Origin of the sequence: Tardiphaga sp. (assembly GCF_028290785.1) — a bacterium.
Classification (GTDB): Bacteria; Pseudomonadota; Alphaproteobacteria; order Rhizobiales; family Xanthobacteraceae; genus Tardiphaga.
On record NZ_JAQGJD010000372.1, the window covers coordinates 1 to 12,819 of the forward strand.

Consider the following 12,819-nt stretch of genomic DNA (forward strand, 5'->3'; position numbering starts at 1 on the left):
ATGTTGGAGCGCGAGGCCCGTATCGTCGATACCCACATCATGACCTCGCTGCAGAACGGCACCGCCTGGTTCGCCTCGACCACGCTGATCGCCATCGGCGGATCGCTGGCGCTGCTTCGTGCCACCAACGAGGTGATGCCGATGCTGCAAAGCCTGCCGATCGGCTTTCGCGCCGCGCCGGCGTTGTGGGAGATCAAGTGCATCGGCCTGGTGCTGATCTTCGTCTACGCCTTCTTCAAGTTTGCCTGGTCGTACCGGCTGTTCAACTATGTGGCGATCCTGATCGGCGCGATGCCGCTGGCCTCGAAGCGCGACACGCCGGAGGCCGAAGCCCATGTGATGCGCACGACGCGGCTGTTCGGCGCGGCGGCACGGCATTTCAACCGCGGTCAGCGCGCGTTCTTCTTCGCGCTGGGCTATCTCGGCTGGTTCGTCAGCCCGTGGGTGTTTCTGGTCTCCACTGCGGCGGTGGTGATCGTGACGTGGCGGCGGCAGTTCGCGTCCAATGCCTGGCGCGCGATGGCGCCATAGCGCCCGCGCTCGATCAGCCGGCGAAATCCTGCGGCGTAAAGGCCAGGTCGAGCACCTTCCACTCCTGGTATTTGTCCGCCGGCAGCATCGCATAGGGCTGGCAGGCCTCGAGCGCGCGCATCGCGGCCTGCATCAGCAGCGGTCCCTTCGCCGAGGCGCTGGCCTCGATCAGACTGGGTTCGGTGGACAGCCGGCCGTTTGGCGCCAGGAAGGCGCGTAGCACGATCCGCACCTTGTCGTTCGGCGTGACCGCAGCGGGCAGCTTCGAGCAGGTCTTCAGATGCCGCCGGAACGCGGCGATATCCAGCGGCGCGATATCGGCCTTGCTCAACGCCGTCGAACCGCCATTGCCATCAGGCAGCCCGAGCATGACGCCGTATTTGACGGTGATGTCCGGCTCCGCCGTTGCGGGGCCCGGTTGAGAAAGCTGCGATGGCGGCTGCAGCGCTGCCTGTTGCTGCTGGGGTTGCGAAGCCGGCGGCTCGGCTGCCTGTTGCGCTGCGGGCGGCGGCGATGAGGATGGCTGTGCCGGCGCCGCCGCCGCCTGCTGGTGAGTTGATGGCGGCGGCGGCTTCTGTGCCGCGGGCGACGGCGATCCCGGCTTTTGCGCGGAAGACTGCGGCGTGCTGTCGTTGGTGGGCTTGTTCAAGTCCGGCAGCCGGAATTCCGGTTTGGGCTTGTCGAATGGCGCCGCGTCCGGCTCCTTCGGCTCGGGCTCCTTGGCAACTGCCGCGACCTGTTCCGGCGTCACGATATCGACGGCGATGTTGTCAGTGACAGAGGGGTCGAAAGGGCGCGCGTCGGCGAAATAGACGCCGACGGCCAGCGCCAGATGGCCGATAATCGAAACGGCGATCGCTGCGCGTATGAGGTGCCGTGGTTCCATCACGATAAACTGGACATTTCAACTCAACGCCGACCCGGCGGCATCCTAACGCCGGGCAGCGCATTGTACCACGCCTTGCGCAGGGCGGTTCGATGCGTCATGGCATGGAGATGTCCCAGCCAGATTCCCAGCCTTCCGCCGTTCTCTCCCTCGAAGAATCCATCCTCGACGTGCTCAGCCGCGCCAGCGGCACGCTGAGCGCGCCGGAGATCGCCCATGCCATCACGCCGGAAGGCGACTGGCACAGCCTGCTGATGCCGATCCGGCGCGCCGCGGTGGCTCTTGCCGTCGCCGGCCGCCTGGTGATCTACCGCAAGGGCAAGCCCGCCGATCCCCAGGATTTTCGTGGCGTCTACCGGCTCGGCCTGCCGCGGCAGGACTGAGGTCGGCTCAGGGTTTTTGCGGCGCCGGAAACAGCGCGCTGCTGCGCCCCGTCAGCCAATAGCCGACAAGTCCCGTCCATTCATGCATCGCGAGGTCGGTGCGGACCAGGCCGGCGCTGAGCGAATCGAACGGCGAATTCGCGTCGATCCAGCCGCGCGAGCGCCAATCCACGGGATAGGCTTCCACATTGAATCCGGCCGCCCGAAACGCGCCGATCGAGCGCGGCATGTGAAACGCCGAGGTCACCAGCAGCCAACGCTCGCCGGGCTTCGGCATCAGTATCCGGCGGGTGAAGGCCGCGTTTTCGTCCGTCGTACGCGAGTCGCTCTCCAGCGTGATCCGCTCCGCCGCCACGCCGAAACGCTGCAGCCAATCGCCGGCGACCGGCGCTTCCGGAACGGATTTCTGCATCAGGTTGCTGCTGCCGCCGCTGAAAACTACCCGCGCCTTTGGGAACCGTCGGGCCAATTCTATCGTACTGGTCATGCGCTCCGCTGCCCCGTTCATCTCGACGGTCCCGCGGGCAACCGTCGCATCCTGATCGATCGCGCCGCCGAGAATGATGATGCCGTCCGGGTCGCGGCCGTCGGACTGCCAGGCCGGAAAGCGTTCGGTCAGGGACAGCATCAGCACGTTGCCCGCCGGCGAATACCCGAAGATCAGCAGCAGCAGGATGCCGAAGGTCAGGGTCAGTGTGCCCGCGCGCTGGCGCTGCAGCAGCAACAGCAACGCCCCGATCGCGCAGACCGCGGCGATCGCGTTGGACGGCAAAGTGAAGAAACCGAGAATTTTCGAGAGCGCGAAGAACATGGGGACCGACGGCGTGCTGGACAGGCCCACTGCATGACGGCTCGTTGCGGCAAGATCAAGGTTTCGCTCGCGATCGCAGCCGGCATCTAGAACTGTCTTGCGGGACCGAACACGTTGGCGGCACCCGCCGGCGCTGTCCGCATCTGCACGGTCGCCACGACGAGATTTAAGGATACAAAAACGGCCAGTGCCGGAACGGCGAGACGTCGCAAGCCACCGGCCCTGAAGATCATCAGATAATAGAAAGGTAAAATAAGCAGCAGGTAGCGCTGCGCGGGACGACTGAAAGACAGCACAAGCAGAAACAACAGTAGCGACAGCACCCTGCCCCGAGCGACCCAGGTCTCTTTCATGGCGAACAGACCCAAGAGAAAGACAACAAACAGGGCCGAGAGAACGGCGCCGGTCAGCCAGCTTCCGATCCATCTATCGAACGGACCAAAATTCATCTCTCCGACCGACGGCGGAAGAAGGCCGCCGGCGGCCATTCCGAGGCAGATCACCCCAAGTTTCAGCAATATGCCACGTCGGTCCGAGTGGCTGAAGGCCAGAGCGACGGAAAACGGCAGCACCAGCAAAGCCAGATAGCCGCCGTATCTCACGAAATTGTTGCCAACATTCATCACCGTGGGCGCCAGAGCCGCGGCAAATTGCGGTGGGGTGAACCAGAATCCGAAACTGCTGAAGATGGCGATGTTGTAGATCGCCACAGATGCAAGCGCCGCGACGAGCGCGACGAACAGCAGGGTGGCACGTTGCTGGAGGCTCTGCGCCTCCGGGCTGAGCGCAACCAACGGCAAGAGCAGTATGGCGTGGATCTTGGTCAGACACGCCGCTGCAAACAGCAGCGCTGCAAATATCACGGTACCTGTGCGGTCCCGCGATAGCCAGAACAACGCCACGCTCATCACCGCAAGTGCCATCGGCGCAAAATCAGCGGTCCCACGGCCGGCGAATGTCCACACCAGCGGGTTCAGCACGACCAACGCCAAACCTACAAAAACCGCCTTGCGCGATGGATCGGGAAGCATCACATGCAACGCGGCGACCAGTCCAGCCAGGCAAAGCAGAGACAAGATCCGGCATCCGGATTCCGGGCCGAGCTGAAATATCAACGACAGCGTTGCGCCCAGAGCGGGGACGACGACCGAATTGGCTTCAGCCGCAAAGAAAGCATTAATGTTCTCAGAACTGCCGCCACGAAAGTATGTCGCCGCCTGGTTGAACGCCGTCTCTTGATTCACGAACGGCAGAAACAACGAGTAACAATGAAGGGCAAGGATACCTGCTACCAGGGTCCATGTGCTCCTTAACCAAGGTTTCGTACCAGTGCCAAATGCAACCGATGTCATGCGGTAACGCTAGCAGTGCGCAGCGACCCGGGCAACGACGACCGGAATCTTACCCAACGCAATAACCTTCAACGACCCGTGAGCCGCGCGTCGGTTGGCCGATCGAACGAATAGACCGCGGATATCTTCAGTCCCATTTCGGCGCGAAGCCGAAGTCGGTGAGCCGGCCCTTGGCACTGGCCATCGCGGAAATTTCCGCCATGTCGGCGTCGGCCAGCACGAAATCGAAGATGTCGATGTTTTGCGACAACCGTTCCACCTTCGAGGTGCGCGGGATCGCCACTACGTTTTGCTGCACCAGCCAGCGCAGGCAGACCTGCGCCGCGGTCTTGCCATAGCTGCCGCCGATCCGCGCCAGCGCCGCGTCGGTCTTGATGCTGCCCTTGGCGATCGGGCTATAGGCGACCAGCGCCATGCCGGCCTTTTTGCAGGCGTCGTGCACCTTGGTCTGGTCGAGATAGGGATGATACTCGACCTGGTCGCAGACCAGCGGTTCGCTGCACAGCGCCACCGCCTGCTCGATCAGCGCGACCGTGAAATTCGACACGCCGATATGCCGCGCCAGGCCCTGTTTCTTGACATGCGCCAGGGCGCCGAGCGTTTCCTCCAGTGGCACGTGCGCGTTCGGCCAGTGCAGCAGCAGCAGATCGACTTCCGACATCCGCAGCTTCACCAAACTCTCCTTGGCGGAGCGTTCGAGATCATGGGGCGCAAAATGCGTTGTCCAGACCTTGGTGGTGATGAAGACGTCGTCGCGCCGGACATGCGATGAGCGCACGCCCTCCCCGACTTCGCGTTCGTTCTCGTAGATCTGCGCGGTGTCGATGTGGCGATAGCCGAGCCGCAGCGCCTGCTCGACGATGCGGGCACAGGTCCGGCCACGCAATTCCCAGGTACCGAGCCCGATCGCCGGAATCTTCGCACCATTGGCTTCGACAAACAGCATCACGGCCTCCCGGGCGAGTGGACGACACGAGAACGATCCTGAACAAGATTAGGTCCGACAGCGCTGGCTGACAATCGCAGGTCGCGCTCAGGCCTCGGCTGCGCCCGGCGCAAGCGCTGCGAACACGGTGTCCGGCGCGTGCGCGATCACCGCGAGCAGCGCACGGGCCGGGCCGCGCGGCATGCGCTTGCCCTGTTCCCAGTTGCGGATGGTATCGACGGGGACACCGAGCCGCGCAGCGAATTCGGTCTGAGTCAGTTGCGCGCGTTGGCGAAGGTCGCGCACCGCCGGGTCGATCGTCCGAACCGCCGCCACGGGCATGTCCGGCGCCAACGGAAACTCGCCGCCGTCGCGCAATTCCACGATCCGTCCGTCTGCCTTCAACCGCAAGCGCATGTTCGACCTCATCCGGGGCGGATGGTCGGGCAACAGCGTTAAGGTCCGGTAAAGATACCTATTTCAGCCCGAACCACAGCGTGGCGATGCCGAGGAAGGAGAAAAAGCCGACCACGTCGGTGACGGTGGTGACGAAGGTCCCTGACGCTACCGCGGGATCGGCCTTGACCTTCTCCAGCACCATCGGAATCAGGATGCCGCCCAGCGCACCGGCGATCAGGTTGACCAGCATCGCCAGCCCGATCACTACACCGAGCGCGGGAATCTTGAACCAGGCGACCGCGGCAATGCCGGTGATGACGGCGAAGGCGAGGCCGTTCATCAGCCCGACGAGGCCTTCGCGGATCACCACGCGGGTCGCATTGTTGGGGTTGAGCTCCCGCGTTGCCAGCGCGCGCACGGCGACGGTCATGGTCTGGGTCGCCGCGTTGCCGCCCTGGCTGGCAACGATCGGCGCCAGCACGGCGAGCGCCACCATCTGTTCGAGCTGGCCCTCGAACAGGCCAAGCACCGAGGACGCCAGAAACGCGGTGGCGAGGTTGACGATCAGCCAGTTGAAGCGGCCCTTGGCGATTGACCAGAAACTGTCGGAGAGTTCTTCGTCCGACGTGACGCCGCCCAGCGCCTTGAGATCCTCGTCGGCCTCCTCCTCGATCACATCGACCACGTCATCGATGGTGATGACGCCGACCAGCCGGTTGTCGATATCGACCACGGGTGCTGCGACAAGGTTGTATTTGCCGAACAGCCGCGCCACTTCCTCCTGATCGTCGTTGACCGAGACGCGGCGGCGGTCCTCGTCGATCAGTTCGGCCAGCGGGATCGGCCTGCGCGAGCGCAACAGCGCGTCGAGCGACACGGCGCCCTGCCAGCGTTGCCACTGGTCCACGGCATAGATCTCGTAAAACCGCTCCGGCAGATCCTCGGTGTCGCGCATGTAATCGATGGCCTGCCCGACATTCCAGTCCGGCGGCACCGCAATGAAATCGGTCTGCATCCGCCGGCCGGCGGAGATTTCCGGATATTCCAGGCTGCGCTCCAGCGCGACGCGCTCCGAGGGCGGAAGCTTGTCGAGAATCTCGTCCTGGTCCTCCTCGTCCATGCCTTCGAGCAGTTCGACGGCGTCGTCGGAATCCAGCTCGCGGACGCCTTCCGCCACGGTGGAGGTTTCTAGCTCCTCGAGCAGTTCTTCGCGGACGGAATCATCGACCTCGTTCAGTGCCGAAAAGTCGAAATCGGCGCCGGTCAGCTCGATCAGGCTGACGCGCTCGTCGGGCTCCAGCGCCTCGATCAGGTCGCCTAGATCGGCCTCGTGCAGCTCGCCGACGATCTCCTTCAGGAAGCCGGTATCGGCGACTTGAACCGCATGGGAGATGGCCTCGACAAATGCGGGGCGGATGTCGCCATCCTCGTCACGCATGGGAAAGCGGTCGAGAGCCGACAGTTCAGCGGTATCGCCAGGTGGGGCAAGGTTCAGATCGTCGGTCATACCGCCCCCGCCTGTTGGGATGTGATTTCGGACAGGCGCACATTCCAGTGGAATGCGCTATTCCACCGGGAAGATCGAACCAGAGCCCGCATCAGGCATTACCCAATCGGCGATGCCCGATGCAATCGGAAATGTGCGGCGCGTGAGATGAGCGGCCGGGAAAGTGTCTTGATCGTGTTGAAGGTCGCCTTCGTTGCCCTGATCGCCTGCACCGCTGCTGCGCAAGCCGAGGAATGCCCGCGCAAGGACGCGCTTGGAACCGCGCGCGTGCTGGTCGTCGATCCCGCGACCTATCCCCGCGTCGGCGTGCAGAGCTTTCCGCAATCCCTGCCGCTGCAAGATCACGAGATTGTCCTGACCTTCGACGACGGCCCCAATCCGCCGACGACGACCAAGGTTCTGGCCGCGCTGGCGCACGAATGCGTGAAGGCGACGTTCTTCCTGATCGGCCAGAGCGCAGCCGCCCATCCCGATCTGGTAAAGCGGATCGCCGCCGAAGGCCACAGCATCGGGCATCACAGCTGGGCGCATCCCGACTTGAAGAAGATTGACCACGCCCAGGCCCTCGCGCAGATCGACCGCGGCATCGCCGCCGATGAGATGGCGCTGTACGGCCGGGCAAGCACGGTTCCGACGACGCCGTTCTTCCGCTTCCCCTATTTTAGTTCCACGCCGGCTTTGCTCGACGTCCTGCAGTCGCGCGGCATTGCCGTGTTCGGCGCCGATTTCTGGGCCAGCGACTGGAACAAGATGACGCCGGATCAGGAGCTGAAGCTGATCAGCGACCGCGTGAAGGCCGCTGGAAAAGGCATCATCCTGTTTCATGACACCAAGGCGCAGACCGCCGCGATGATGCCGGATTTCCTGCGTTTTCTGCGCGAAAACAACTATCGTATCGTCCATGTGGTGGCGCCCGCACCGGGCAAGACGGTGCAGCGGATGCCGTGACGTTGGCGTGATCAGGAAGTTAAGGCGCCGTTCACCATGCGCCCTGTAGTTTTCCTTTAATTTGCAATGCATTTTGGTGTTTGTTGATGGCTTATGCGTCGATCGGAGTGAAGGCCGTGCTGGGCTTCGGCCTGTTCGTGGGCCTCGCCGCGCAGCCGGCGCTGGCCGCCAACTGTCCCGGCAATCCGGACGCGCTCGGCACCTCCCGCACCATCGTCGTCGATCCCCGCGAACACCCGCGCATCGGCACCATGCAATATTCCGAAACGCTGCCGCTCGAAGACCACGAGGTGGTGCTGACGTTCGACGACGGCCCAATCCCGAAATACAGCAACGCGATCCTCGCGATCCTTGCCGAACAATGCATCAAGGCGACCTTCTTCGAGATCGGCCGGATGGCGCGGGAATATCCCGAGGGCGTGCGCAAGCTTATCGCCGCCGGCCACAGCGTCGGCACCCACACGCAAAATCATCCGCTGACCATGAATCGGTTGCCGATCGAAAGCGCGCAAAAGGAAATCGACGACGGCATCGCCTCGGTGAAAGCCGCCCTCGGCGACTTAGCTCAACTGTCGCCTTTCTTCCGGGTCCCCGGCCTGCTGCGCGCGGGGATTGTCGAGGACTACCTGGCGTCGCAGGGCATCCAGACCTGGAGCGCCGATTTCCCCGCCGACGACTGGCGGCACGTCTCCTCGCAGACGGTGCACAACCTCGCGATCTCCCGGATCGAAGCCAAAGGCAAGGGCATCCTGCTACTGCACGACATCCAGGCCCGCACCGTGGCGGCACTGCCAAGCATCCTGCGCGACCTCAAGGCCGGCGGCTTCCGCATCGTCCACGTGGTCGCTGCAACGCCCGAATTGCCGAAGACGCCGACCAATGCGCAGCAGTGGCAGATGCATCCAACCAGTGAGACCGTTGCGATCTCGCATTGGCAGAAGGTCCCGAGCTTTGCCTTCGCTAACCTCGATATGCTTCCTGCCCCGACGATTTCGGCCTCGGATCAGATGCTGTCGCTGACCGAAAGCTTCGAGCGCAACCGGCGCGTCCGCGGCGCAATCCCGCTGCCGCAGCAGGCCCCGTGGCCGCGCCAATCGAGGCTGCAGGCGATGACCGACAAGACCATGTTGCCGGTGCCGGCGCAGGACCTGTTCGGAATCGCCGAGCGGCATAGCGTGGCGATCCGGGCGCTGGTGCAACTCCCGCACCATGCGCAGCAGAGCCCGCGCGGCAGCGCTTCCGATTCGATTGCGCGGCTGATCTCGATCAACGCGAGCGCCGCCAAGCGGACCATTCCCGGCAGCATGCCGGTGACGCAGCCGGGATTGCAGCCCGGTCCGATCGGGGTGCGCTGAGGCTTCGCCTCGCCGACGCTCAGCTCGAGGTGATCTTGGCCAGGCACAGCACCACGATAATGCCGAGAAACAAGAGATCAATATAAGATTTCATCTCGCCAGCCTGCCGCAGCTCGACCACCTCCTTGACCACGATCTTGCGCGATGCGGCCGCGGTCGGCCCTTCCATCGACAGTCCGCCGAGGCGCCGGGCTTCCAGTTCAAGCCGCTCGATGCACTTGAAGAAATAGAACGTGCGCAGCGCCGACACCGCGCGCATCGCCGCATAGGCCAGCACCAGAGCCGCGATGATGGTGCGCTGCTGATAGTTGCCGATGAAATTCAGGCTGAAATAGACCAGCGCTAAAAATGCGAAATTGGAGACGAAACGATAGGCGTAGCTGAGATATTTCATGGGTTCGCTCCAGTCGATCAAGGCGCGCGGCGGCCAAAGTAGCCGGGCAGCGGCGTTGCTAGCCTGAACTCGTTACAGGACGACTAAGGTAATCAGTTACGCACAGGCAAACCGAATCGCGGTCATCATTTCCCAACGGGCTTGCCGCCCCTGAAGCGACGGCGGTTTACCGCGGCCGTCAAGGCCGCTTCAGAAGCGCCGTTTCCAGATAGGCGATTTCTCGGGCGATTTCATCCATCAGCGGCTGGATTTCCGGCTCCGGGGGCATCTTGTCGTAGGTGCCGTCCCCGATGCTTTTCAGCAGTGCCGCCCGGGTGCTGTGGTAGGTGGTCAGGCGATCGAATTCCTGGCGCTCGGCATATTTGTCGATCAGTCGCTCGAAGGCTTTGCTCATGCCATTATTCCTGTTTCCGCCGCGTCGCTGCGTGCCCGGCGGAAGATCAAAAACATCAATGATGTCAATGGATTTTTGAGGTTGTGGTGCGCTCGGAGAGTCTAGAATATTTATTCATTTACATCATCATACACCGAAACCGAGGGAATTTTCTCGCGTTGAACTTTCTCTCCGGCGGCGATTTCGTTGGCCGTGCCCATGACCGACGGCACCTCCCTGTGAGGTTAAGGCCGGGCTTCGCTTACGGACCGAATATCACAAGTTCGGTGTCCGAGAGGTCGGCGAGCCGCGGACGTTCCGGCCCCTTAAAGTACTTGCAGCCGAGCGGCGCGCGGTAGAAGCCGATCAGGTCGTCGAGGTGGCCGTTGGCGTCGAGCGCGATCGAGATCCGGCCGCGCTTTAGCAGAAAGCGACCGAGCGCGCCGGCGCAAGCCGGGTAGTCCGCCACGTCGGCGCAATAGATCATCTGCATCGCCGGAAGCGGTAGGCCGCCAATGCGCATCGGCTGCAGCACGAACGGGAAGACGCGTCCATCCGCCGCGCGGCAGGCCAGGCTGAGGCAGCCGTAACCGGCGTGCCTGGACAGGAGCGCCGCGATGGCGTCCGTCAGGCCTTCGATGGGCAAATTCTCGCTACCGATGATTTCCACCCGCATGCCCTTTTCCGCCGGCGATAGCGCCGGCAAGGAGAAGAAGATGCCGCCGCAATAGCGGTGGAAGCCCTGGGTTTCGATCGCCTGCAACGTCCACGACGCCGGGCTGATGTTGAGGTAAACGACGTCCGCCTCGCGGTGCGCCATCTTGCCGAGCATCGGGGCGTAGTTGCGGAAGGCGGGCTCCACGTAACAGCTCGACAGATTGCAGCGGACCGACGCGACGCCGTCCCGATGCTGAGCACTGTAGATCGACAGCAGTACGCCGACCGGCCTGCCCTCGTAGTCGAGCAGATAGCCGAAGCGCGGGAAGCCTTGGGGTATCGTACGCTCGGCCTGTCGCCGCAGTCCGGCGCCCCAGTAATCGCGCGTGCGGCCCGCGAAGCCCCGGCAGAGAAGCTCGGCCACGGCATCGAGATCGCCCGCCTCAATCTGGCGGCATCGGATCATGATCCGGCCCCTGCCGGCATGGCGGGGCCGGACGACGAGACCTGGCCTGTGCGGATCACGTCCATGGAAGCGGTTCTCCGGTCACTCTTAGGGGCACCGAGGGGGGATAGGCCGGTCACGATGCCTACAATCCTATCCCGCCGTAGTCTGGATGCCATCACACCGATGGATTACCCCAAAGTGGAAGTGAAGGGGACGGCACATGGTCAGGTATCGTCGCCCCGCAGTAACTCGAGGCCGTTTCCTGATGGGTGGTATCCATGTCGGTAAATTCGCGTGTTGTCTCGGTCATACGCAAGACCGCCGAAGAACAGGGATTTGAACTCCCAGAGCTCCATGATGACCTGCTGCTGCACGAGACCGGGCTCGATTCGCTGGCGTTCACGGTCCTGCTGTCGAATCTCGAAGACGATTTCGGCTTCGATCCGTTCACCCTCTCCGACGAGATGGCGTTCCCATCGACCATCGGCGAGTTCGTCCGGGCCTACGATAGGGCTCACGTCCGAAGTCTACGACAAGGGCCGCTGGGCAGAAACGACCGCGTTGCCTGAGTTGAAAGGCGAAGGAGGTCGGGCCTTCCTGTCGTGCCGACAGCCCTTGAAATGCCTGATGTCGAATTACCGTCCTGATCAAAGGGTGAGCCGCCATGTCAGACCCCGCTCCATCACTCTGGCTTCTAGCCGCCATCGAGCGTCCCCGCTGCATTCTCTGCCGTACCCGAATGAACGTGGTGCCCCGCGAGCCCCACCGAGATGGCGCCGAGAAGCGCGCCTTCGAGTGCCAGAGGTGTAGTTTTATGATGACAAAAATAGTCGGCGATCCGCCCGACTCGCCTGCCCTGTCGGCGCTTAAGCAGCCTCAAGCCACCGGCGTGAACGCCGTGCACACAAGATCGAGAAAAAGCGCCTGGACCGAGAAAGACAACGAACGCCTCAGGGCTATGATAGCAAGTGGCGCTACTCCGGTACGGGCTGCGGCGGCGTTCGGTCGCACAATGACTAGCGTTCGCGCACATGCCCGCAAGATCGGGCGTCCCTTTCTCTCCATACGCATACCCGAGAATGGCGAGACGTCGAAGCCACCCGGCCCCGGAACGAAATGACCGAACTTGGCTTGAATTCGGTCTCAAGTTGCGTTCCGGAGGAGCATTCATGTCGTGGGATCGAAGATTTTCCGACCCGGTCATAGGTCCCACCGGCACGACAGGTTGCCACAGGCCTGTGGATGGGGCCGGAGCCCCGAATTCAGTCAACGACGCCATACTGGCTGGGGAAGCAGCTTTCGCCGCGGTCTGCGTCATCGTGACATCGATCGAGACAACCCCGGCGAGAAAGTCCTGTGCGGCAGCTGGCATAATGAAAAGAGCGCACAGCGAAGCTGCCCCTACGGCAAAATGCGCGGGAAGAAAGTAATTTCTTCAGTTATTTCAATATGATAATTTGGAGGTGGTGCGCTCGGAGGGAACGTAATCCACATAACACCTTTTGATTTTGTTAGAGAAATTTGCTCGTGAGCAGGTCGTTGTATCTCAATTAGATCCCAAATTGTATCACATACGACGCGGCTTTTAGTCAGCCTGAAGCCATAGCTTCTAGCCTATTAAGTTGGCTCACTCGGCCAATTCGGAATCCTCCGCGACTGCCCTACGAGAGCCACTGACGTCATTGCGGACTCCCTAGGATGGCTTGTCGGACTGCCGAATAGCCACGAAGTATGATCTTCATACCCAATGGGCTGTAGCGAGCGTTCTATGTGCTGCAGGCTTGGCCGCAACAGCTGCATCCGAAGACAACGGAGATCGGGGGGCGTCGCTGTCTTAGGATGTTCGGCCC

General features: G+C 62.6%; 14 protein-coding genes. 5 read left to right on the forward strand and 9 right to left on the reverse strand.

All coding sequences use genetic code 11. The features are described from left to right. On the forward strand, positions 1 to 531 hold a 531-nt coding region (locus tag JWR89_RS23530), incomplete at its 5' end, for a DUF599 family protein (protein WP_299720589.1). A 13-nt stretch (positions 532 to 544) separates the two neighbouring features. Here the strand turns inward: JWR89_RS23530 and JWR89_RS23535 are convergent. Continuing rightward, entirely contained in the window at positions 545 to 1,417 is an 873-nt protein-coding gene (locus JWR89_RS23535) for a hypothetical protein (protein ID WP_299720601.1), read from the reverse strand. A 110-nt stretch (positions 1,418 to 1,527) separates the two neighbouring features. On the opposite strand from JWR89_RS23535, the gene JWR89_RS23540 reads away from it, so the two are divergent. After that, positions 1,528 to 1,800 (forward strand): DUF3253 domain-containing protein, encoded by a 273-nt coding sequence (locus JWR89_RS23540; RefSeq protein ID WP_299720590.1) that lies wholly within the window; start codon positions 1,528 to 1,530, stop codon positions 1,798 to 1,800. Positions 1,801 to 1,807: 7 nt separating this feature from the next. On the opposite strand, the gene JWR89_RS23545 is transcribed toward JWR89_RS23540, so the two are convergent. The 5 genes from JWR89_RS23545 to mgtE all read right to left on the reverse strand — a co-directional run bounded on the left by JWR89_RS23545 (position 1,808) and on the right by mgtE (position 6,794). Further along, complete coding sequence (locus JWR89_RS23545; RefSeq protein ID WP_299720591.1) at positions 1,808 to 2,611, reverse strand: YdcF family protein; 804 nt, start codon at positions 2,609 to 2,611, stop codon at positions 1,808 to 1,810. 86 nt (positions 2,612 to 2,697) lie between these two features. Next, on the reverse strand, positions 2,698 to 3,870 hold the full coding sequence (locus JWR89_RS23550) for a hypothetical protein (RefSeq protein WP_299720592.1): 1,173 nt from the start codon (positions 3,868 to 3,870) through the stop codon (positions 2,698 to 2,700). 220 nt (positions 3,871 to 4,090) lie between these two features. Next, positions 4,091 to 4,909: an aldo/keto reductase gene (locus JWR89_RS23555; RefSeq protein WP_299720593.1), complete on the reverse strand. Its 819-nt coding sequence runs from the start codon at positions 4,907 to 4,909 to the stop codon at positions 4,091 to 4,093. Positions 4,910 to 4,996: 87 nt separating this feature from the next. Next, positions 4,997 to 5,305 carry a helix-turn-helix domain-containing protein gene (locus JWR89_RS23560; RefSeq protein WP_299720594.1) on the reverse strand — a complete coding sequence of 103 codons (309 nt, stop codon included), beginning with the start codon at positions 5,303 to 5,305 and terminating at the stop codon, positions 4,997 to 4,999. Between the two features lie 58 nt (positions 5,306 to 5,363). Then, a complete protein-coding gene (mgtE, locus tag JWR89_RS23565) occupies positions 5,364 to 6,794 on the reverse strand; it encodes a magnesium transporter (RefSeq protein WP_299720595.1) in 1,431 nt (476 codons plus the stop codon). A 174-nt stretch (positions 6,795 to 6,968) separates the two neighbouring features. Here mgtE and JWR89_RS23570 point away from each other — a divergent pair, with 174 nt between their 5' ends. Next, entirely contained in the window at positions 6,969 to 7,742 is a 774-nt protein-coding gene (locus JWR89_RS23570) for a polysaccharide deacetylase family protein (protein WP_299720602.1), read from the forward strand. 86 nt (positions 7,743 to 7,828) lie between these two features. Then, positions 7,829 to 9,097, forward strand: coding sequence for a polysaccharide deacetylase family protein (locus tag JWR89_RS23575; protein WP_299720596.1), 1,269 nt, complete (start codon positions 7,829 to 7,831; stop codon positions 9,095 to 9,097). Positions 9,098 to 9,116: 19 nt separating this feature from the next. Here the strand turns inward: JWR89_RS23575 and JWR89_RS23580 are convergent, their stop codons facing one another. The 3 genes from JWR89_RS23580 to JWR89_RS23590 form a co-directional block, all read right to left on the reverse strand. After that, positions 9,117 to 9,491 (reverse strand): hypothetical protein, encoded by a 375-nt coding sequence (locus tag JWR89_RS23580; protein WP_299720597.1) that lies wholly within the window; start codon positions 9,489 to 9,491, stop codon positions 9,117 to 9,119. Between the two features lie 178 nt (positions 9,492 to 9,669). Continuing rightward, positions 9,670 to 9,885 carry a hypothetical protein gene (locus tag JWR89_RS23585; protein WP_299720598.1) on the reverse strand — a complete coding sequence of 72 codons (216 nt, stop codon included), beginning with the start codon at positions 9,883 to 9,885 and terminating at the stop codon, positions 9,670 to 9,672. A 241-nt stretch (positions 9,886 to 10,126) separates the two neighbouring features. Then, on the reverse strand, positions 10,127 to 10,987 hold the full coding sequence (locus JWR89_RS23590) for an acyl-CoA acyltransferase (protein ID WP_299720599.1): 861 nt from the start codon (positions 10,985 to 10,987) through the stop codon (positions 10,127 to 10,129). A 260-nt stretch (positions 10,988 to 11,247) separates the two neighbouring features. Between JWR89_RS23590 and JWR89_RS23595 the strand changes: the two genes are divergently transcribed. Then, complete coding sequence (locus JWR89_RS23595) at positions 11,248 to 11,538, forward strand: acyl carrier protein (protein WP_299720600.1); 291 nt, start codon at positions 11,248 to 11,250, stop codon at positions 11,536 to 11,538. The last annotated feature ends 1,281 nt before the right edge of the window (positions 11,539 to 12,819 follow it).